This is a genomic window from Microbacterium lacus (assembly GCF_044794305.1).
GTDB lineage: Bacteria > Actinomycetota > Actinomycetes > Actinomycetales > Microbacteriaceae > Microbacterium > Microbacterium lacus_B.
The window spans coordinates 2,049,220-2,068,751 of record NZ_CP084996.1; the positions used below are offsets into that span (position 1 = coordinate 2,049,220).

Sequence of the window (19,532 nt, forward strand, 5' to 3'; positions counted from 1 at the left end):
GTGCATGTGACGTGCGTCAAGGAAAGATCGAATATCAGCTGGCGCTGAGTCTCCGCTCTCTGATCGCGCCGGCAAGCTCCGGCGAGATCACGCGCACGTGATCGCGCATGCGCTCCTCGGCCTCCGGCCCCAGCGCGTCGTAGCGCCCGGCGAACCGTGCCCGGACGATGACACGCGGCCACTTCTCGGGGAGCACCTCTCGCGGCAGTCCGACATCCAGGCCTCGAAAGCGCTGCCAGGTGAGCATGAGTCGCGACCGCTCCGCGAGGGCATCCGCGCCTACGTGCGAGGTCGAGTCGGCCAGTTCGACCTCGAATTTTCGGTACTCCCGTCGAGCTTCGTCGAGGTCCCATGCCGATTGCGGCCCGCCAGGTGTCGTCGTGTCGACACTCGCGCGCATCGAGGTCACATCGGCCACCCCGAGCTCGCGCAGCTCAGCCATGGCCTCGGCCGCCGTGTCGAGCGGGGAGATCCACACGCCGTCGTACAGCGGCGCGTAGCCCAGCCACTTCAGGCGCGATCGAGCGCTGTGTCGCACGTCGCGGCGCGACTCGGGGATCGAGAATGCCAGGACACTCCACAGACCATCCCACGTCGACTCATCCCGACCGAACGAGTCGAGCCAGGCCGCCTCCTCGGCGATGATCTCCGCCGCGCGTGACGAGAGCCGGTGCGTGGTGCGTCGCCCGGCGCGGTCCGAAACCAAAAGTTCCAGCCGCGTGAGCCGGGTGAGGGTGGCCCGCGCAGCGGCCTCTTTCACTCCCAGGTCGCCGAGCGCCGCGACGATCGCTCCGGAGGGCATCGCATCGTCGGCTTCCCACCAATAGTCACCGAAAAGGGTCAGCACCTGGCGGGCGGGCGACACTCGACGTGGGGGAGCGCCGATGACTCCGGCCTGGTCTGACACACGCCCATCATGCCACCACCGGCGTCGGCGCCCTCAGGTGAGTTGCAGGTCGATGCGAGGCACCCCCACGCTGCTGTCTCCTGCGACGCGCGACACGCACACGCAGACCTTGGTCATCGCATCGCGTTGGCGCTCGCTGTAGAAGACATCGCGATGGTCGATGGTTCCCCGCAGCCCCAGGACGCGCGCCTCGCACAGACCGCACTCCCCCTTGCGGCAGTCCGAGAGCGCATCAACACCCGCCGCCTCGAGGGCCTCGAGGATCGACTGATGCGGCGAAACGACGCATTCGACGCCGATTGCGGGGATACCGACCACGAACGGCTGGGGTTCGAACCACCCACTGTTGCCGAAGGTCTCGAACCGGAGAGCCGTCGGAGGTCGGCCGGCGGCGTGCCACTCGCGCCGCACGACGTCCATGAGTCGGATCGGCCCGCACAAGTACACCTCGGCGTTGCGGGGCACTCTGGCGACGAACTCAGCTGCATCGAGCGAGGTCTGCTCGTCGCGGACGTGCAGGGTCAATCGCTCACCGTGCTCGCCAGCAAGTTCATCGAGATACGCCATTGATGACCGGCTGCGCCCGCAGTAGGCGACCTGGTAGTCGGCCCCCGCGATGCGCGCGGCCCGCGCCATCGACAACACCGCCGTGATTCCGACGCCGCCCGCGAGAAAGACGTAGCGCGGCGCACCGCCGCGGAAAGGAAAGTCCTGCAGGGGATCGGTGACCTCGACCACATCGCCCGGCACGAGCGCGTGCATCGCCCGCGCTCCTCCGCGTGAGGCTTCGCTCTCGAAGACGCTGATGGCATACGCGCCATCGTCGCCGACCGGTTCAACGATCGAGTACGAGCGCTCGAGCGTGCCTGCATCAGCCCCGACGCGCACGTCGACGTGCATGCCCGGGTCGATCCTGCGTCGCACAGCGGGCTGCAGAACGATGCGACGGATGCGGTCAGCGATCTGGACCGCATCCATCACGGTCGCCTGCTGCCACGAGATCGTGTGCGAGACGACCACGTCAGCTTCCCGTCGGCAGGGGTACGGCCGAGCGCCCCTCGGCGGCCAGCATCCGATCGAGGATGCGCCGCACCCACATGCCACCCGTGTCGATGTTCAGGCTGTAGAACTCGTAGTCGGGGTTCGCGTCGATCGCCGCCTGCTGTGCGGCCAGCATCCGCTCGTCCTCCCCGAACACACCGTGCACGCCGTTACGCAACTGGGTCGTGATGAGTTGGCTGTCCAGCCGGTAGTTGCGCTGGAACGACCAGAAGTAGAGGCTCGTGCGATCCGTCGCGGGCGTGATCGTATTCATGACGAATCCATTGACCCCCTGGCTGCGGTCACCCTCAGGCGCCCCCGTCCCGGCCTTCGCCACACCGACGTCGATGCGAATCGTCGAGGGCGCTTCGAAGTGGATGATCTGCCAGCGATCGACGCGGCCCGAGAATCCGGGGAACTTGTCGCGCATGTTCTTCAGCCAGAAGGGCGGCGGATCGATGTCGCGCATCCAGCGTTCGACCTTCACGGTGTTCTCGGTGTGACTCGTGATGAACTCCGCCTCGCTGAGCTCTGCCTGTCCGATGCTCGAGGTGTGCACGAACTCCTCGTGCGTGAGGTCCATCAGGTTGTCGAGGATCAACTGGTAGTTGCACGGCGCCTCGATGAGTTCGCCGTCGCCGGTCCACTCCGGATCGGTCATCTGGCCCATGTCGGGGATCGTCTCTGGGTCAGCGATAGTCGGGTCTCCGATCCACACCCACACGTAGCGATACCGGTCGACGACCGGGAACGAGGGCACCGTGGCGCTCGGGTTGATCGTCTCTTGAGCCGGCATGTGCGTGCAGCGGCCGTCCGCGTTGTAGCGCAGGCCGTGGTACGGGCACTGAATCTCGTCGCCGATGACTTTGCCCATCGACAGCGGCGCCAGTCGGTGCCAGCAGGCGTCGGCAAGCGCCACGGGTCGACCGTCCTCGGTGCGGAAGAGCGCGAGGGGACGACCCGCCACTGTGCGGGCACGGGGCACGCGAGTGACCTCGTGATCCCACGCGGCGACGTACCACGCGTTGCGCGGATAGTCGAAGATCTTCGCCACTGATGTTGCCGCCATCGCCACTCCTCTGTGCCGGTGAAGTACCTATGTGCATAGGTAAATCCGCATCCAGAATACCCCTCCACAGAGGCTGAGGCAATCGGTCTGCCCGATCACACGGCAGAATCGATGCATGCATCTGCTCGCCGATCACGCCTGCCTCATCGTGCACGGCAGCGACAAGCCCGGAATCGTCGCTGCCATTTCGGCGCTGATAACCCGCAACCAGGGCAACATCGTCGCGCTCGATCAGTACTCCGATGACCCCACCGGTGGTGCGTACTTCTGCCGGGTCGTTCTGCACCGCCCGAATCTCAGCGCAGCGCTCCCCGAGATCGAAGACGACCTCAGTCGCACTCTCGGTGACGGTTTCGACCTGGAGTGGACCCTCACCGACCAGTCAGTGCCGAAGCGGATGGCGATCCTCGCGTCCAAGCAAGACCACTGCCTGCTCGATCTGCTGTGGCGTCACCGCCGCGGGGACCTGCCCGTGTCGATCCCCATGGTCATCTCGAACCACACCACGGCCGCCGAAGATGTCCGCACTTTCGGGGTTCCGTTCTTCCACGTCCCCTCTGATGTGGGATCTGACAAGTCGGCCTCCGAGGCTGAGATCCTGAAGCTGCTCGTCGGCAATGTCGACTTCGTCGTGCTCGCGCGCTATATGCAGATCCTCTCACCGGACTTCCTCCAGAAGCTCGGAGTGCCGGTGATCAATATCCATCACTCGTTCCTCCCCGCCTTCATCGGGGCTGAGCCCTACAAAAAGGCGAAAGAGCGAGGGGTCAAGCTCATCGGTGCCACCTCTCACTACGTCACGACCGAGCTCGACGAGGGTCCGATCATCGACCAAGACACCATCCGGGTCACCCACGCCGATTCAGCGGCAGAACTCGCCCGACGAGGTGCCGACGTCGAGCGCCAGGTGCTCTCGCGTGCGGTGTTGTGGCACGCACAGGATCGCGTCATCCGCCACGGTAATCACACCATCGTCTTCTGACGCGACGGAGGTCACCGTCGCGCGTCGTGAATCCACGGCTCGCCGAGCGCGAGTAGCACTGCGTCCGAAGTGAGCAGATCGAGGGCTTCCGAGCGTGCCTGGGCAAGAAGCATCCGGTCGAATGGATCATGCCGAGCCAGCGTCGGGAACCCGACCATCGCGGCCGCATGATCGGAGGTGAACGGAAGCTCGGTGAGTCCCGACCGCTCGAACACCCCCGGAAAGGCCTCGCCGCCCGGGAGCGGAAGCCGACCGAGCATGTGCTTGATCGTGATCTCCATCACGGTTGCTGCGGAGAAGTAGACCCCGTCAGCGTTCTGGATTCGGACGCGAGCCTCTACACCAAGGTCAGCGCTGTCGCGGTAGAGCCAGAGCAGCGCGTTCGTGTCGAGCAGAATCACTCGTTGCCCGCGTAGAACAATTGGTTGATCTCGGCATCCCCGCCGTCGAACAGTGCGGAGTCGTGTTCAGCCTCGGCAGCACCGAGCCCGTAGACAACGACAAGATCACGATGAGGTATCAGGTCGACGACCGGAGTTCCAGCGCGTGCGATCGTGATCTTCTCACCGGCGAGCACGCGCGCGATCAGCGCCGACAGCTGCGACTTCGCCTCGTGCACGTTCACTTGGGCCATACTCAAGAGGGTATCGACTTAGCCAGACTTAGTCCAGCGCTAGTGCACGTACTCCATGAGCTCGACACCGAGCGTGCGGAACGCGTCGTGCGCCCGCATCCTGTGCATGATCGAGACGTCGTCGAAGCACACGATCAGCGCGTAGGCGACCCCCGCGCGGGGTCCGGCGAGCACGCCGGCCTCGACGCGAACGCCCGCATCACGGCCCGTCTTGTTGATGAACAAGAGCCCATGCTGGTCGTTCTCGTGCGCGAAGGGGTCGAGTCCGGTCGAAGCCGCGATCAGCGAGAGGTCATGGTTGAGGCTCAACCACTCCGCGACCTGAGCACTCACCGCGGGCGACACCGTCTGAGTGTTGACCAGCGCGGCAAAGATCTCGGCGAGTTCATTCGCCGAGCCGAGTGCGAAGTGCGGCGCATCGTCGGGGCCACGCTCGTCACGCACACGATCGAGCACGGCCGTGCGGGTGAGCCCGAGCTGCGCGATCCGCACGTGCACCGCCTCGAGCCCGACGCGGTGCAGCAGTGCGTTGGCAGCGAGGGCATCGCCGGTCGATGCCGTGAGCACCGCGAGGTCGACCAGCGGAAGCGCCGGTGCCTTCAGGTGTTGCCACACCCCGGCGACGGCTACCGGGTCGACGCTCGATCGCTCAATGATCTCGAGCGGATCGAGTGCTCCGGATTCGAAGCCGGCCGCAACCTCGATCAGCAGAGGGACCACTCCGAGACCGGCGATGGGCAACGTCAGATAGTCGTCGCCCGACAGCACGGTCGTGCCGCGGTCGAGATCGGTGATGCGGATCGAGACGTGGGCTCCGGATGCTGCGAGCTCATCGAGCGCCTTGAGCGTTGATGTGAAACTTCTGCGTCCGACTGCCGCCCTCCTCGGCAATCGTCGGCTGCTGCGTCGCGACCCCCGAAGCGACTCAGCCTCCCGTTGGGGTTCGGGGGGCATACCCACGAGTAGGTTTCCTTTCGATCGGGGGTTTCGTACAAGAAGTCGATCAGCACTCACCAAATGGTGACACGCTGATCCTCATCCAGCCATAGTGCGTCCGCCTCGGTGACTTCGAACGCATCGTAGAACGCGTCGATGTTGCGGACGATCTGGTTGCAGCGGAATTCATTGGGTGAGTGCGGGTCGATCGTGAGAAGGCGGATGGTTTCCGCATCCCGCCCCTTCTGCTGCCAGATCTGCGCCCACGAAAGCAGGAGACGCTGGATGCCGGTGAAACCGTCGATCACGGGAGCCTCCGCGCCATTGAGCGACCGCTCATAGGCCTTGAGCGCAATACCGAGACCACCGAGGTCGCCGATGTTCTCACCGATCGTGAGCGCACCGTTGACGGTGTTTTCTTCGCCGAGGCCGCGCGGAACGAGCGGGTTGTACTGCTCGATCAGGCTCTTGGTGAGGCCCTCGAATGAGGTGCGATCCGCGTCGGTCCACCAGTCGTTGAGCTTGCCCTCGCCGTCGAACTGACTGCCTTGGTCGTCGAACCCGTGGCCGATCTCGTGGCCGATGACGGCACCGATACCTCCGTAGTTCGCCGCTGCATCGCGCTCGGCGTCGAAGAACGGGTATTGCAGAATCGCGGCAGGGAACACGATCTCGTTCATCAGCGGGTTGTAGTACGCGTTGACCGTCTGCGGGGTCATGAACCACTCGTCGCGGTCGATCGGCTGGCCGACCTTGCCCAGCTGACGATCATGCTCGAGGACGTGTGCGCGACGGACGTTGCCGACGAGGTCTTCGGCGTCGATCTCTAGCCCTGCGTAGTCCTTCCACTTCACCGGATACCCGATCTTCGGCGTGAACGCGTCGAGCTTCTCGAGCGCCCGCTCGCGGGTCTCGGGGGTCATCCACTCGAGGTTCGTGATCGACTCGCGGTACGCCTCGATGAGGTTGGCGACGAGTTCATCCATCGCGATCTTCGACGCCGGCGGGAAGTGCCGGTCGACGTAGACACGACCGATCGCCTCACCCAGCGCGGCCTCGGACAGTCCGACACCCCGCTTCCACCGCTCACGGTTCACCGGAACACCGGTGAGCTGCGTTCCGTAGAACGAGAAATTCTCGTTCACGAAGTCGTCGGAGAGGAACGCGGCCGCGCCGTGCACGATCTGAAAGCGCAGCCACGCCTTCCAGTCCTCGAGGCGCTCTTCGACCAGGATCGAGCCGAGTCCTTCGAGGAAGCTCGGCTGGTAGACGACAACCTCGGCGAACGCATCCGGGAACCCGGGGGCAAGGCCCTCGAGCCACGGCGCGAGATCGACACCCACGAGGGCCTGGAGTTCGTCCCAGCTCTTCAGGTTGTACGTGGCCACCGCGTCGCGGCTCTTGACGTTGTCCCAATGGTGGGTCGCCAGCTCGGTCTCCAGCGCAACGATCCGGTCGGCGTCGGCCGCGGCATCCGTCACACCAGCGAGCGCGAGGATGCGCTCGATGTGCCCGCGGTATGCGGTGCGGGTGTCGGCGAAGTTGTCGAGGCGGTAGTAGCTCTCGTCCGGAAGCGAAAGACCGCTCTGCACGACGAACGGCACGTAGCGCTGCGGGTTGCCCGGGTCGGGCTCGACGTACAGGGCGATCATGCCCCCGACGCCATCGCGCTCGAGCGAGCCGACCGTGCGCAGGAGGCTCGGGATCGAATCGATCGTGTCGACCACGGCGAGGTTCTCAGCGAGCGGTGCGGCACCGAGGGCGGCGATGCGCTCGGTGTCCATGAAGCTCGAGTAGAGATCGCCGATCTTGCGCGACTCGGTGCCGACCTCAGCGTTCTGCGATTCTTCGACGATCTCGTGAACGTGCTTTTCAGCCTGTTCGGCGATCAGGTGGAACGAGCCCCAGCGGGCCTTGTCGTCGGGAATGTCGGTGCGGTCGATCCACGAACCGTTGACATAGCGGAACAGGTCATCCTGCGGGCGGATCTCAGCGCTCAGCTCATCGAGCGCGAGGCCCGATCGGGGGGTCTCGGTCATGCGTTCCAGGATACGTTCCCGAGTGCCTGTGGCGCGCCTGCCTGGGGAGAACGAGAGGAGGTCATAGCAACTTCTAGGCTGAAGGCGTGACAGAGCCCCCGGTGACGCTGAATCGCAGCATCCTGCGGCTCGCCGTACCCGCGCTCGGCGCCCTCATGGCCGAACCGCTGTTTCTGATCGTCGACTCGGCGCTCGTGGGTCACCTCGGTGTGGTGCCGCTCGCCGGCCTCGGGATTGCGGCAGCGGTACTTCAGACCATCGTCGGGCTGATGATCTTCCTCGCGTACTCGACGACCCCGGCCGTCGCGCGGCGATTCGGCGCGGGCGACCCGGCCAAGGCCGTGTCCGTCGGCATCGATGGCATGTGGCTCGCCGTCGGCATCGGTGCCGTGCTCGCCGTGGCCGGCTGGTTCGCGACACCGCTGTTGGTCTCGCTGTTCGGTGCGAGCCCCGAGGTCGCCGAACAGGCCGAGATCTACCTCGGCCTGTCCATGTGGGGGCTCCCGGCGATGCTGGTCGTCTTCGCCGCGACGGGGCTCCTGCGGGGATTGCAAGACACCGTCACACCGCTATGGATCGCGGGCATCGGGTTCGCCGCCAATGCCCTGCTGAACTGGCTCTTCATCTACGGGTTCGGGTGGGGCATCGCAGGGTCGGCGCTCGGAACGGTGTTCGCTCAGTGGGGCATGGTCGCCGCGTTCGTGGTCGTCGTGGGGCGGATCGCGCGGCGGCACGAAGCATCCGTCCTCCCCCGCCGCGACGGGGTACGCGGGTCCGCGCGCTCGGGCGGCTGGCTGTTCGTCCGGACGGTCTCGCTGCGCGTCGCGCTCCTCGCCACAGTCGCGGTGGCCACCGGCCTCGGCACGGAAGAGCTCGCGGGCTGGCAGGTCGCGTTCACGATCTTCTCGAGCGCCGCTTTCGCCCTCGATGCCCTCGCGATCGCCGCGCAAGCTCTCATCGGCAAGGGTCTGGGCGCGGGCGACGACCCCTTCGTCCGGCGGGTTCTCGGTCGCACCCTTGCGTGGGGAGCGTGGTTCGGGGTCATCGTCGGTGGGATCATCGCCGCCCTCTCGGGCGTGATCGGACTTGTCTTCACCGGCGACCCCGACCTCGCGGCGCTCATCCAGCCCGCGCTGATCGTGCTCGCGATTGCTCAGCCGATCTGCGGAATCGTCTTCGTACTCGACGGCGTGCTGATCGGTGCCGGCGACGCCAAGTACCTCGCGATCGTCGGTCTGCTCAATCTCGCACCGTTCATTCCGGCGCTCGTTCTGGTCGGGCTCTTCGCGGGCGGAGGCGCGGCAGGGCTCGCCTGGCTGGCGGTCGCGTTCTTCGGGGTCTACATGCTGGCGCGACTCGCGACGCTGGGCTGGCGCGTGCGCGGCTCAGCCTGGCTCACCGCCGGGGCCTGAGGACGCAGATCACGCCCAGCGGCGACACCACTCGTACATGACGACGGCCGCGGCGGCGCTGGCGTTGATCGAACGGGTCGAGCCGTACTGGGTGATTTCGACGACGGCGGATGCTGCATCCACCGCCTCCGGCGAAAGCCCTGGGCCCTCCTGCCCGAACAGCAGCACACACCGCTCGGGAAGGTCCGAGTTCGGGAGGGCCACCGAGCCCGGCACGTTGTCGATGGCGATGATCGGCAGGCCCTGCTTGGCCGCCCAGGCCGTGAAGAGGGCGACATCTTCGTGGTGGCGGACGTGCTGGTACCGATCGGTGACCATGGCTCCGCGGCGGTTCCACCGGCGGCGGCCGATGATGTGCACCTCGGCGGCGCCGAAGGCGTTGGCGCTGCGCACGATCGAGCCGATGTTCATGTCGTGCTGCCAGTTCTCGATCGCCACGTGAAAGGAGTGGCGATGCTCGTCGAGGTCGGCGACGATCGCCTCCATCGTCCAGTACCGATACGCGTCAATCACGTTGCGGGTGTCACCGAGCTCGAGCAGTTTGCGGTCGTACCGCGGTTCGTCGGGCCACTCGGTCGAGCCTCCGGGCCACGGTCCGACGCCGACAGGAAGCTGCGGCTCGGCATTGTCGTCAGTCACCGGCCCAGGGTATCCGGCGCCCGGTCTTTCGGTGTGCCGAAAGCTCTGCTATTTTTTCGGTGTGCCGAAAACTCTCGAAAGCGAGCGGCCGACTCGCACCCTCACCACGTCCCGCGCTGCGTGGCTTCTGGGACCCGCGCTGGTCGCCGGGGTTGCGTACCTCGACCCCGGCAACGTCGCCAGCAACATGACCGCTGGCGCGATGTACGGCTATCTGCTGGTGTGGGTCGTCGTCATCGGCAATGTCATGGCCTGGCTTATCCAGTACCTCTCGGCAAAGCTCGGCATCGTCACCGGGCAGAGCCTGCCCGAGACGCTCGGGACGCGCATCCGCAGTCGCTGGGCGCGCCGCGCGTACTGGTTGCAGGCCGAACTCGTCGCGATGGCAACCGATATCGCCGAAGTGATCGGTGGCGCGGTCGCGCTCTACCTGCTGTTTGACGTGCCGCTCGTCTGGGGCGGTGTGATCACGGGCGTCGTGTCGATCGCGCTGCTTCTGCTGCAGTCCCGCCGTGGGCCGAAACCGTTCGAGTTCGTGATCATCGGGCTGATTGCCATCATCGCGATCGGCTTCACGTTCGGAGTGTTCATCGCGCCACCCGATGCCACCGGAGTGATCGGCGGCCTTGTCCCCCGCTTCGAAGACACCGGCTCGGTGTTGCTCGCAGCATCCATCCTCGGCGCGACGATCATGCCGCACGCGATCTACGCCCATAGCGCGCTGGCCCGCGACAGGTTCGCCCCGGTCGCGGCCGGAAACCGGGGAATCCTGCAGCCCATCGGCCTGGCGGACACCCCCCTGCGCCGACGCAACTACGGAGAGACAGTCACCGCGAAGAGCACCCGTGAAGCCGGCGAACTCGAGGATGCCCGGGGAATCTCGACGGTGCGACTCCTCCGCGCAACCAAATGGGATGTCTCGATCGCGATGCTGATCGCCGGGACGGTGAACCTCTGCATCCTGCTCCTGGCGGCCGCGAACCTCGCCGGGGTGCCGGGGACCGACACGCTCGAGGGTGCGTACGTGGCCCTGCGCGACGGCATCGGTCCGGCGGTGGCCACCCTCTTCGCGGTCGGGCTGCTGGCCAGCGGTCTCGCGAGCACCAGCGTCGGCGCCTACGCCGGGGCTGAGATCATGCACGGCCTCCTCCGCGTCCGCATTCCCCTCCTCGCGCGACGCCTGGTCACGCTGATCCCCGCACTCGTGATCCTCGCGCTCGGCGTCGACCCGACACTCGCCCTCGTGTTGAGCCAGGTCGTGCTGTCGTTCGGCATTCCGTTCGCGCTGGTGCCGCTCGTGGTCTTGACCGCGCAGCGGCGGACACTCGGCGTTTTCCGCAACCGCGTCGTCACGACGATCGCGGGGGTCGCAGCATCCGTCTTCTTGATCTCTTTGAATGCTCTGCTGCTCTGGCTCGTCCTCACCGGCGCATGACACGCCGGTACCCTGATCCCGTGCCTTCGCCAGCGATCGATGACTACCTCAAGACGATCTACCACCACACCGAGTGGCAGAGCGTCCTCATCACGCCGTCGCAGCTCGCCTCAGAACTGGGCCTTGCCCCGTCGAGCGTGACAGAGATGGTGCAGAAGCTCGCCGCACAAGGGCTGGTGAGCCACCGCCCGTATGGACCCATCACGCTGACCGCGGCCGGCCAGACCCGCGCGGCGGCGATCATCCGCCGACACCGCCTGATCGAAACCTGGCTTGTCGGCGAGTTCGGCTACGCGTGGGATGAAGTCCACGACGAGGCCGAGGTGCTCGAGCACGCGATCAGCGACCGTCTGCTCGAGGGCATCGACCAGCGGCTCGGGCGCCCGCGGTTCGACCCACACGGCGATGCGATTCCGGATGCCTCGGGCCACACCCAACGCGAACCCTTCGTGCTGCTGGCCGCCGCCGCACCCGGTCATGTCGGGCGCGTCCTGCGGGTCAGCGACCGCGACCCCGAGGTGCTCCGCGCGGTGGAGGCTGCGGGTGTGACCGTCGGGGCGGAGGTGAGGGTGGTGGATGCCGCGACCCTCAGGATCGCCGACGCGAAGGTGCAGCTACCCGCCGACGCGGTTGGCGCCGTCTGGCTCAGCGCGTAGCGCGAATTTTCCCGTCACGCGGGTCAGCGCCGCCCCAGCCGTCCGGACTTCTGCTTCGGCCACTGCACTCCGGTCGCGTCCTCGGCGACCTTCCACAGGCGCGCGGCGATCTCACGGTCTCGAGTGATCTTCGAGGGGGTCGCGGGTCGAGGCATTCCGTGCGACACGAACTGCGGGCCCCAGAAACTGCCCGACTCGACGCCATCGCCGGCGAGCGCGTGGACGAGAACGAGCGCGCCGCGCTCCTTCGACTGGTTGATCGGGGACTGCAGATTGGCCGCGAACCGTTTGAGGCGCGACGGCTCATTGACGCCGATGATTCCCGCTGTGCGGCCACTCATCGAGTAGCCGGGGTGCGCCACGACACTCGACACCGGGATTCCCGCTGCGCGCATACGGCGATCGGCCTCGAAGCCGAGCGCGGCGGTCGCAACCTTCGACTGCACATACGCGCGCCAGGCCGTGTAGCCCTCGACGAGTTCGGGGTCGACCGGATCGTAGGGCCACATCGACGTCGACATGCTCCCCACCCACACCATTCGCCCGAGCCCAGCCGCAAGCGGCCGCAGGAGCTCGCCCGCGAGGGCGAAGTGGCCGAGTACGTTCGTGGCGAAGACGATCTCATGCCCGTCGGCGGTCGTCTGGCGTTCTTGAGGAGGATGCACGATCCCCGCGTTGAAGAGCACGCCGTCGAGCTTCTTGCGCCCGCGCAGCGTCGCTGCCGCCGCGCGAACCGACCCGAGATTGCTGGTGTCGAGCAAAAGGGTCTCGACGAGGTCGGGTGAAGCATCCGGATTCCGCCTGCGCACCGCCGCGCGAGCCGCCGCGAGGCGGTTCGGATTGCGACCCGTCATCACCACACGGGCCCCGGCCAGCACGAGATGCTCGGTGCTGAAAAAGCCCAGGCCGGCGTTCGATCCCGTGATCAGGTACGTGCGCCCGGTCAGATCGGGCAGGCTCCAGTGATCGCGCGGCACGGCTCGACCCTAGCCCCGCATTCTCCGAGCGGCCTGATCACACCCGGACGAACGTCGTGTTCGTCGGTCAGGACTAGGCTGACCGCATGCGGACCCGCGCCGATATCGAATGCTGGCTCACCGACATGGACGGTGTGCTCGTCCACGAGAACACCCCCATTCCGGGTGCGTCCGAACTGTTGCAGCGGTGGAAAGACGAGGGCACACCTTTTCTGGTGCTGACCAACAACTCGATCTTCACTCCGCGAGACCTCTCGGCGCGCTTGCGGGCGTCAGGCCTGACGGTTCCCGAAGAGTCGATCTGGACGTCGGCAATGGCGACCGCCGACTTTCTGCATTCGCAGATGCCGGGCGGCACCGCGTTCGTGATCGGCGAGGCAGGACTCACCACCGCGCTGCACGAGGCCGGCTTCATCATGACCGAGACCGACCCCGACTACGTGGTCGTCGGCGAGACACGCAACTACTCGTTCGAGGCGATCACGAAGGCGATCCGGTTCATCGGCGCTGGGGCGCGGTTCATCGCGACGAACCCCGATGCCACGGGCCCATCGACGGATGGGGTACTGCCCGCGACCGGCGCGATCACTGCGCTCATCACCAAGGCGATCGGTAAAGAGCCGTACGTGGTCGGCAAGCCGAACCCGATGATGTTCCGCTCGGCGCTCAACCGCATCGGCGCGCACTCCGAGAACACCGGCATGATCGGCGACCGCATGGACACCGACATCATCGCCGGTATCGAAGCAGGGTTGCACACGGTGCTCGTCATGACCGGCATCAGCGACCGGGTCGAGATCGAGAAGTACCCCTTCCGACCGGACGAAGTGCTCGACTCGGTCGCCGATCTGATCCCCGACGAGCCGGTCGAGAGCGAAGACTCCGACATCCTCTGATCGCCGCCGGTGTCGGTGCTCGCGGGTAGGGTCGCCGCATGGGTGCACTCGACGACGGAGAGAGAGTTTTCGCTCCGGATGCCGCGACCTGGCGTGCCTGGCTCGAGAACAACCACACCCGAACAACCGGGGCGTGGCTGCTGCGCGGGCGCCCGGGGTACGCCGACCGGCATGTGCCCTACGAAGACGCGATCCGTCAGGCGCTCTGCTTCGGCTGGATCGACGGCCCGGTCCGCACGTTCGACGAAGAGTTCGGTGGTCTGTGGTTCTCCCCCCGACGGCCCCTGAGCGGGTGGGCGGCGACGAACAAGGCGCGGCTGATCGAACTCGAGGCCGCCGGATTAATGGAGCCGGCGGGCTACCGGGCGATCGAGGTCGCCAAGGCGAACGGATCGTGGACCATGCTCGACAACTCCGAGGCGATGCGTGAACCCGACGACCTTGCGGAGGCTCTCGATGCCGATGTCACCGCTCGAGCGGCGTGGGACGACTTTCCGGCGTCGGCGCGCAAGTTCGGCATCGCTACGGTGGACATGGCGCGCCGCGCCGAGACGCGAGCCGCACGGATCGCGAAGATCGTGCAGGATGCAGCATCCGGAAAGAGGCCCTCATGACGGAATTCGAGCAGACTCTGCTCTTCGCAGCGACCGGAGTGGTCATGGTCGGCACGATCATCGCGCTGGCCTGGTCGTACATGCGCCGCAACAAGGGCGAGTAGCCCGGGTCTCGTTACGCTCGCCAGCGCTGGCTACTGCGGGGCAAGACCCAGATCGTCGAGGTCGATCGCGGCGAGCCACTGCAGGCCCTCGGCTTCGACCGCTGCCTGCGCGCCGGTCTTGCGATCGACGATGACGGCGACCGCGACGGGCTCGGCGCCTTCTCGGCGCAGAGCCTCGACGGCCTTGAGCGCTGACTGGCCTGTGGTCGAGGTGTCTTCGAGCACGACGACACGCTTGCCCGCGACATCCGCCCCCTCGACCTGTCGGCCGCGGCCGTGGTCTTTCGGCTCTTTGCGCACGACGAACGCGTCGAGCGGCGCCTCGGTGTGGGCAGACTCGTGCATGACCGCGTTGGCGATCGGGTCGGCGCCGAGCGTCAGCCCACCGACCGCCACAATGCCGTCGATCTCACGCACGAGGTCGAGCATGATGCGACCGATCGCCGGGGCGGCGCGGTGGTCAAGCGTGAGCTTGCGCATGTCGACGTAATACGTCGCCTTCTTGCCGCTCGACAGCGTGAAGTCGCCGTGGAAGACAGCTTCGTCCGTGATCAGCGCGATGAGCGCCTGACGGTCGGCTTCGATCTCGGGCGTGGAGGCTGCGGTCATGCAATCGAGTGTACGGATGCTGCGCCTCGGCGCCGCACAACGACGTCGGCGGGCGACCGTAGGCTTGAGGTCATGCGCCTGGCCACCTGGAACGTCAACTCCATCCGCGCCCGCGTCGAGCGAACGGTGGAGTTCGCCGTGCGCGAGCACATCGATGTGCTGGCGATGCAAGAGATCAAGTGCAAGGTCGAGCAGTTTCCGTTCGCCGCGTTCGAAGAGGCCGGGTTCCACGTCGAGGCGCACGGCTTCTCTCAGTGGAACGGTGTCGCGATCGCCAGCAGGAGCCCGATCGAGAGCGTGCGCACGTCTTTCCCGGGCATGCACGGTTTCGCGAAAGACCACGATGGCCCGGATGCTCCGCAAGAAGCCCGCGCGTTGGGCGCGACCATCGACGGGGTCGAGGTGTGGAGCCTATACGTTCCCAACGGCCGCTCGCTCGGCGACCCCCACTACTTCTACAAGCTCGAGTGGCTCGCGGCTCTCAGCGGGTACACCGCAGCGACCCTCGCTGCCGATCCCGACCTGGCGCTCGCGCTGGTCGGCGACTTCAATATCGCTCCGACCGATGTCGACAACGGCGATCCGACGGTGGTCCAAGGCTTCGCCACCCACATCTCACCGCCCGAGCGCGAGGCCTTCGCCGCCCTCCAGTCGGCAGGGCTCGCCGATGTCGTACGGCCGCTGATCCCGACCGGATTCACCTACTGGGACTACAAGCAGTTGCGCTTCCCCCGTAACGAAGGCATGCGCATAGACTTCATCCTCGGCTCGCACGCCCTCGCCAATGCGGTCACGGGCGCCGCGATCCACCGCGATGAGCGCAAGGGCGAAGCACCGAGCGACCACGTCCCGGTCGTGGTCGACCTCGACTTTGCCACCGACGAAGAAGAAGACGACGACAACCGCCCCATGTGGTGGTGACCGCCGACGTCAATCGGTGCCGGGCCGGCAGCCCGGAGGCTCGGAGTTGCCGCTGATCGCAAAGTCCTGACACGTCAGGAAGTACTCGTGGTTTATCCCGAGCACGAATGCGCCGAGCGTGACGCCGAGTACCACGAGAACGATGAGCCATTTTGTGCGCCGTGGGGTATCACCGGCAAAGTCGGGCCAGACGATCCGCACCAGCACCCATAACGTAAACGGCATTCCGACAAGCACCGCCCCGATTGCGGCAAGGTCGAGCAGTGCCACCCACAAGTCGGTCGTGTCGTCTTCGACCACGAAGTTCAGTAGGAGCCACACCGACGGCAGCAACAGCACAAACGCACGTGCGAGGCGTCCGCCCACCGGCCGGCGCTCCACGAGCACGAAGACGAAGGCCGCGGTCGAGGCGGCCCAGAGCCCCAGGACGTCGTCGAAGAAGATCTCGTCCCACGCGCCGAGGGTGAACGCCGGCCACCATGCGATCGCAGAGATGCCCACCATGATCACTCCGACGGGCACATCACGCCGCGCGCGCTCTTGCTTGACGGATGCCTCGCTCACACCCGCACGCTAGCGCGGCCGCCGCGGACACCCGGCGCTCCCACGCCGCCCCCGGTGCTCCTCGCTGCGCTCGACCTCGCTACCCAACGCGAAGTTCGACGCGACGGTTGAGAGCGCGACCCTCCGGGTCGTCTTCTCCGCCCTTCGTGTTGGAGGCGATTGGCTGGGATTCGCCGTAGCCGGTGACCGTCAGCACCAGATCGGGGCGAGCGCTCCTAAGGATCGCGGCGATCGCTTCGGCACGCTGCTGCGACAACACCTGGTTTGAGGCGTCATCGCCGATCGAGTCGGTGTGCCCGCCGATCAACACAGTCGTCCCCTGCGGCACGTCCGCCAGCGCCTCGACGATCTGAGCGGCGCCCGCCTCGGCGACGACGGCCTCTGCAAAGCCGAAGAGGATGTCGGTGTTCAGGCCGATGACACGCTGGCCCTCATCGACGGTCTCGGTGATCACCTCGATGGGCTTCGGGAACACGATGTCTTCCCGCGGCAGTTCGATGTCGGAGATGGTCTCGGCGAGTTCGGCACTGCTGACATCGGGGGCGTCATTCGATGAAGCGAAGGCCGTTCCGAGCGTCGCGAAGACGACGGCGACAAGAACTGCTGCAACTGCTTTGATCAAGGGACCGGCACATCCGCGATCGGCGGGAGTCCGCTGTTAACCGAGATGTCGACGGTGTCGGCACCCTCCGGGTACGCGAACGTGGCCGATGTGTACATCGGGCTGCCCACTCGTGATTCGACAAAGCCAGAGTCCGTCGTGAGCTTTCTCACGGAGTCGTAGCGGACGAGATTCTTGTAGTCGATCAGCGCGGGCCAAAACAGGCCCATCTGTCGGAAGAGACTCACCGGCTCCACTCCGGCGTCCTCTCCGGCAGCGGTGAAGCGGAAGGTCGCGACGAGCACGTCTTCGACGTGCCGCATCCCCACGACTTCGATGAGCATGGAGTCGGTGCCGTCGTCCATCGTCACAGGGACCTCGATCGAGGCGATCGCCTCCGGCGGGTTGTCGAGATCGATGCCGGCATCCGCCGCTCCGGATGTATCCGGGTCAACTTCCGCGTCGTCGTTTGCCTCGGAGTCTGTGCTGGGCGCTGAACTCGAGTCGGTTGCCGGCTCTTCGTTCTCGCCCGATGCCGTGCATCCGGCGAGTCCGACCGCCATCATGAGCGCAAGAGCGGCAACCTGCAGTCGAAGTGGTGCCTTCATAAGGGATCCCCCGATTCCTTCGTGAGTGACCACCATAGACCGCCGCGGGTGGATCCGATTCGCGTGGGGCCGCACACATCCTCACATGTCGCCGGTGGCGGGTTCTCCCTCTGCCGGCCCGTACCGAAGGATCAACCCGCCGGCCGGGGTCGAGACGGCGGGCGCGAGCAACCTCATGTTCGCGGGCTTCGCGCCATCCGGAAAGACCTTGCGCCCCTCGCCCAGCACGATCGGGTGCACCCACATCAGCAGTTCGTCATAGAGCTGCTCGGCGAGCAGGGTGTGGACGAAGTCGACGCTGCCGATGACATGGATGTCACGGTGGCGTTCGCGGAGGCCCGCGAACTCGGCGTGCAGGTCGGGGCCGAGCAGCGTCGTTCCCTCCCACTCGAGGGTGGGGTTGCCGCGGGAGGCGACGTACTTCGGGATGCTGTTGAACTTCTGCGCGATGTGCGCGGCTGGGCCGGTGTGCGTCGGCCAGTAGCCGGCGAAGATGTCGTACGTGCGCCTCCCGAGCACAAGGGCGTCCATCGCCGCAATGCCTTCACCCACGCTCTCGCCGATGACCTCGTCGGGCAGCGGCGCCTGCCATCCGCCGAAGCGGAATCCGTCGCTCGGGTCTTCGTTGCGCCCGCCGGGCGCTTGTGCGACTCCGTCGAGCGTGGTGAACAGATCGATTCGGATGCGTCCAGTCATGGCGTGCTCCTCTCAGGCCGCGGCAGCGGCAGGTCCTGCAGCGATGTAAAAGGTGGCGGCGAAGCGCTCGAGCAGGTCGGCATCGCCCGAGACGACGGCGATCACGTCTTGGTCGATCCCATCGGCAGGGGTCAGCTCGCGCGAAATGATGCGCCGGATGCCGGGACCCGCCGCGAAGACGAGCTCTGGTTCTCCGTCCGGCCTCAGGCCGCCGACGGCGGGCGCCGGTGGCGCAAGCTGCGTGATTCGCAGACCGGCTGCGGACACTTGCACGCGCAGTACGACATCCCCTACGTGCAACTCATAGTCTGCGGGCGGGAGGGCCGTCGCAGCATCCGCCTGAAAAGCTGTACGCAGCGCCATGGTGAGGGAGTCCGCGGTGACCACGTCGTCAGGGCTCGGCTCGCCCATCTGCGCGAAGCCCCACCGACCCAGCGCGAGCACGACCTCTTCGAGCTCGCGCCCGTACGGAGTGAGTTCGTAGACGAGACCACAGTTCATCAGCGGGACGCGACGGACTACCCCGCCTTCTTGGAGTTCTTTCAGGCGCGTCGAAAGGATGTTGGTCGGGATCTTCGGCAGGCCCTGCTTCAAGTCGGTGTACCGCCTCGGGCCGACGAGAAGGTCACGCACGATGAGCAATGCCCAGCGTTCGCCGATCAGCTCGACAGCCGTGGTGACCCCGCAATACTGTCCGTAACTGCGAGTTGCCACCGATTACGCGCCAGGACGAGGGATGTCGGCCATTTGCTCGGCGTTGTCGGCGATGTACGCCTCGGGCCCCTGCTCAGCTGCCTGCGGGTCCATGTACATGAACTCGAGGATGTTGCCGTCGGGGTCTTCCAGGTCGCGGCTGTACATGAAGCCGTAGTCCTGCGCGTCGCGAGGCTCGGTGCCCCCGCCCGCAAGGCCCGCGGCCACGATGCTGTCGATGTCGTCGCGCGATTCGCGGCTGATGGCGATGAGCGCCTGAGCCGTGGTGGCGGTGTCGGCGACGGTCTTGTCGGTGAAGGTGGCAAAGAACTCCTTCGTGAGCACCATGAAGAAGATGTTGTCGTCGATGACGATGCAGGCCGCATTCTCATCGGTGAAGAGCGGATTGATGGCGAACCCCAGACCGGTGTAGAACGCTTTCGCACGGTCGAGGTCGCTCGTGGGGATGTTGACGAAGATGTGAGTCATGAGGAGATAC

The 19,532-nt window shown here is 66.2% G+C and carries 23 protein-coding genes; 7 read left to right on the forward strand and 16 right to left on the reverse strand.

The window, feature by feature from the left end; all coding sequences use genetic code 11:
* Window positions 1-34: 34 nt before the first annotated feature.
* The 3 genes from LG299_RS09765 to LG299_RS09775 are packed head-to-tail and all read right to left on the reverse strand — an operon-like array spanning window position 35 to window position 3,017.
* Entirely contained in the window at window positions 35-907 is an 873-nt protein-coding gene (locus tag LG299_RS09765; protein ID WP_404429676.1) for a PaaX family transcriptional regulator C-terminal domain-containing protein, read from the reverse strand.
* A gap of 33 nt (window positions 908-940) precedes the next feature.
* Entirely contained in the window at window positions 941-1,927 is a 987-nt protein-coding gene (locus LG299_RS09770; RefSeq protein WP_404429678.1) for a PDR/VanB family oxidoreductase, read from the reverse strand.
* Window position 1,928: 1 nt separating this feature from the next.
* Window positions 1,929-3,017: a Rieske 2Fe-2S domain-containing protein gene (locus tag LG299_RS09775; protein WP_404429680.1), complete on the reverse strand. Its 1,089-nt coding sequence runs from the start codon at window positions 3,015-3,017 to the stop codon at window positions 1,929-1,931.
* A gap of 115 nt (window positions 3,018-3,132) precedes the next feature.
* Between LG299_RS09775 and purU the strand changes: the two genes are divergently transcribed.
* On the forward strand, window positions 3,133-3,999 hold the full coding sequence (purU, locus tag LG299_RS09780) for a formyltetrahydrofolate deformylase (RefSeq protein WP_404429682.1): 867 nt from the start codon (window positions 3,133-3,135) through the stop codon (window positions 3,997-3,999).
* 11 nt (window positions 4,000-4,010) lie between these two features.
* On the opposite strand, the gene LG299_RS09785 is transcribed toward purU, so the two are convergent.
* Genes LG299_RS09785 through LG299_RS09800 form a run of 4 tightly spaced genes read right to left on the reverse strand, consistent with a single transcriptional unit; the run spans window position 4,011 to window position 7,608 of the window.
* A complete protein-coding gene (locus LG299_RS09785; protein WP_404429684.1) occupies window positions 4,011-4,400 on the reverse strand; it encodes a type II toxin-antitoxin system VapC family toxin in 390 nt (129 codons plus the stop codon).
* A complete protein-coding gene (locus tag LG299_RS09790; protein ID WP_404429686.1) occupies window positions 4,397-4,633 on the reverse strand; it encodes a type II toxin-antitoxin system Phd/YefM family antitoxin in 237 nt (78 codons plus the stop codon). Before LG299_RS09790 ends, LG299_RS09785 begins: the two co-directional genes overlap by 4 nt.
* A gap of 39 nt (window positions 4,634-4,672) precedes the next feature.
* Complete coding sequence (locus LG299_RS09795; protein ID WP_404434852.1) at window positions 4,673-5,587, reverse strand: serine hydrolase; 915 nt, start codon at window positions 5,585-5,587, stop codon at window positions 4,673-4,675.
* A gap of 56 nt (window positions 5,588-5,643) precedes the next feature.
* Window positions 5,644-7,608: a M13 family metallopeptidase gene (locus LG299_RS09800; RefSeq protein WP_404429688.1), complete on the reverse strand. Its 1,965-nt coding sequence runs from the start codon at window positions 7,606-7,608 to the stop codon at window positions 5,644-5,646.
* 86 nt (window positions 7,609-7,694) lie between these two features.
* On the opposite strand from LG299_RS09800, the gene LG299_RS09805 reads away from it, so the two are divergent.
* Window positions 7,695-9,020, forward strand: a complete 1,326-nt coding sequence (locus LG299_RS09805) for an MATE family efflux transporter (protein WP_404429690.1) — start codon at window positions 7,695-7,697, stop codon at window positions 9,018-9,020.
* A 9-nt stretch (window positions 9,021-9,029) separates the two neighbouring features.
* Here LG299_RS09805 and LG299_RS09810 read toward each other — a convergent pair whose 3' ends face one another.
* A complete protein-coding gene (locus LG299_RS09810; protein ID WP_404429692.1) occupies window positions 9,030-9,659 on the reverse strand; it encodes a TrmH family RNA methyltransferase in 630 nt (209 codons plus the stop codon).
* A 61-nt stretch (window positions 9,660-9,720) separates the two neighbouring features.
* On the opposite strand from LG299_RS09810, the gene LG299_RS09815 reads away from it, so the two are divergent.
* A complete protein-coding gene (locus tag LG299_RS09815; RefSeq protein ID WP_404429694.1) occupies window positions 9,721-11,094 on the forward strand; it encodes an Nramp family divalent metal transporter in 1,374 nt (457 codons plus the stop codon).
* A 20-nt stretch (window positions 11,095-11,114) separates the two neighbouring features.
* On the forward strand, window positions 11,115-11,750 hold the full coding sequence (locus tag LG299_RS09820) for a metal-dependent transcriptional regulator (protein ID WP_404429696.1): 636 nt from the start codon (window positions 11,115-11,117) through the stop codon (window positions 11,748-11,750).
* 23 nt (window positions 11,751-11,773) lie between these two features.
* Here LG299_RS09820 and LG299_RS09825 read toward each other — a convergent pair whose 3' ends face one another.
* Window positions 11,774-12,727, reverse strand: a complete 954-nt coding sequence (locus LG299_RS09825) for an SDR family NAD(P)-dependent oxidoreductase (RefSeq protein WP_404429698.1) — start codon at window positions 12,725-12,727, stop codon at window positions 11,774-11,776.
* Window positions 12,728-12,813: 86 nt separating this feature from the next.
* On the opposite strand from LG299_RS09825, the gene LG299_RS09830 reads away from it, so the two are divergent.
* Both LG299_RS09830 and LG299_RS09835 read left to right on the forward strand, forming a co-directional pair.
* Entirely contained in the window at window positions 12,814-13,623 is an 810-nt protein-coding gene (locus tag LG299_RS09830) for an HAD-IIA family hydrolase (protein ID WP_404429700.1), read from the forward strand.
* 38 nt (window positions 13,624-13,661) lie between these two features.
* Complete coding sequence (locus tag LG299_RS09835; RefSeq protein WP_404429702.1) at window positions 13,662-14,237, forward strand: YdeI family protein; 576 nt, start codon at window positions 13,662-13,664, stop codon at window positions 14,235-14,237.
* A 134-nt stretch (window positions 14,238-14,371) separates the two neighbouring features.
* Here the strand turns inward: LG299_RS09835 and pyrE are convergent, their stop codons facing one another.
* Window positions 14,372-14,950: an orotate phosphoribosyltransferase gene (gene pyrE / locus LG299_RS09840; protein ID WP_404429704.1), complete on the reverse strand. Its 579-nt coding sequence runs from the start codon at window positions 14,948-14,950 to the stop codon at window positions 14,372-14,374.
* A gap of 72 nt (window positions 14,951-15,022) precedes the next feature.
* Between pyrE and LG299_RS09845 the strand changes: the two genes are divergently transcribed.
* Window positions 15,023-15,871: an exodeoxyribonuclease III gene (locus tag LG299_RS09845; RefSeq protein WP_404429706.1), complete on the forward strand. Its 849-nt coding sequence runs from the start codon at window positions 15,023-15,025 to the stop codon at window positions 15,869-15,871.
* A gap of 9 nt (window positions 15,872-15,880) precedes the next feature.
* Here the strand turns inward: LG299_RS09845 and LG299_RS09850 are convergent, their stop codons facing one another.
* The 6 genes from LG299_RS09850 to LG299_RS09875 all read right to left on the reverse strand — a co-directional run bounded on the left by LG299_RS09850 (window position 15,881) and on the right by LG299_RS09875 (window position 19,522).
* Window positions 15,881-16,435, reverse strand: coding sequence for a hypothetical protein (locus LG299_RS09850; RefSeq protein WP_404429708.1), 555 nt, complete (start codon window positions 16,433-16,435; stop codon window positions 15,881-15,883).
* Between the two features lie 79 nt (window positions 16,436-16,514).
* Window positions 16,515-17,057, reverse strand: coding sequence for an OmpA family protein (locus LG299_RS09855; protein WP_404429710.1), 543 nt, complete (start codon window positions 17,055-17,057; stop codon window positions 16,515-16,517).
* The gene (locus tag LG299_RS09860) at window positions 17,054-17,644 is read right to left on the reverse strand and encodes a hypothetical protein (RefSeq protein WP_404429712.1); all 591 of its coding nucleotides are present in this window, start codon (window positions 17,642-17,644) and stop codon (window positions 17,054-17,056) included. The genes LG299_RS09855 and LG299_RS09860 overlap by 4 nt, the downstream gene beginning before the upstream one ends.
* An 81-nt stretch (window positions 17,645-17,725) precedes the next feature.
* Window positions 17,726-18,340: a dihydrofolate reductase family protein gene (locus LG299_RS09865; protein ID WP_404429714.1), complete on the reverse strand. Its 615-nt coding sequence runs from the start codon at window positions 18,338-18,340 to the stop codon at window positions 17,726-17,728.
* A gap of 12 nt (window positions 18,341-18,352) precedes the next feature.
* The gene (locus LG299_RS09870) at window positions 18,353-19,054 is read right to left on the reverse strand and encodes a winged helix-turn-helix transcriptional regulator (RefSeq protein WP_404429716.1); all 702 of its coding nucleotides are present in this window, start codon (window positions 19,052-19,054) and stop codon (window positions 18,353-18,355) included.
* Window positions 19,055-19,057: 3 nt separating this feature from the next.
* Window positions 19,058-19,522, reverse strand: a complete 465-nt coding sequence (locus LG299_RS09875) for a VOC family protein (RefSeq protein ID WP_404429718.1) — start codon at window positions 19,520-19,522, stop codon at window positions 19,058-19,060.
* Window positions 19,523-19,532 lie beyond the last annotated feature (10 nt).

Coding starts and splice junctions, on each gene's coding strand:
- LG299_RS09835 (WP_404429702.1), top strand. CDS start 13,662: ATGGGTGCACTCGACGACGGAGAGAGAGTTTTCGCTCCGGATGCCGCG.
- purU (WP_404429682.1), top strand. CDS start 3,133: ATGCATCTGCTCGCCGATCACGCCTGCCTCATCGTGCACGGCAGCGAC.
- LG299_RS09865 (WP_404429714.1), bottom strand. CDS start 18,340: ATGACTGGACGCATCCGAATCGATCTGTTCACCACGCTCGACGGAGTC.
- LG299_RS09845 (WP_404429706.1), top strand. CDS start 15,023: ATGCGCCTGGCCACCTGGAACGTCAACTCCATCCGCGCCCGCGTCGAG.
- LG299_RS09875 (WP_404429718.1), bottom strand. CDS start 19,522: ATGACTCACATCTTCGTCAACATCCCCACGAGCGACCTCGACCGTGCG.
- LG299_RS09800 (WP_404429688.1), bottom strand. CDS start 7,608: ATGACCGAGACCCCCCGATCGGGCCTCGCGCTCGATGAGCTGAGCGCT.
- LG299_RS09790 (WP_404429686.1), bottom strand. CDS start 4,633: ATGGCCCAAGTGAACGTGCACGAGGCGAAGTCGCAGCTGTCGGCGCTG.
- LG299_RS09795 (WP_404434852.1), bottom strand. CDS start 5,587: ATGCCCCCCGAACCCCAACGGGAGGCTGAGTCGCTTCGGGGGTCGCGA.
- LG299_RS09830 (WP_404429700.1), top strand. CDS start 12,814: ATGCGGACCCGCGCCGATATCGAATGCTGGCTCACCGACATGGACGGT.
- LG299_RS09860 (WP_404429712.1), bottom strand. CDS start 17,644: ATGAAGGCACCACTTCGACTGCAGGTTGCCGCTCTTGCGCTCATGATG.
- LG299_RS09775 (WP_404429680.1), bottom strand. CDS start 3,017: ATGGCGGCAACATCAGTGGCGAAGATCTTCGACTATCCGCGCAACGCG.
- pyrE (WP_404429704.1), bottom strand. CDS start 14,950: ATGACCGCAGCCTCCACGCCCGAGATCGAAGCCGACCGTCAGGCGCTC.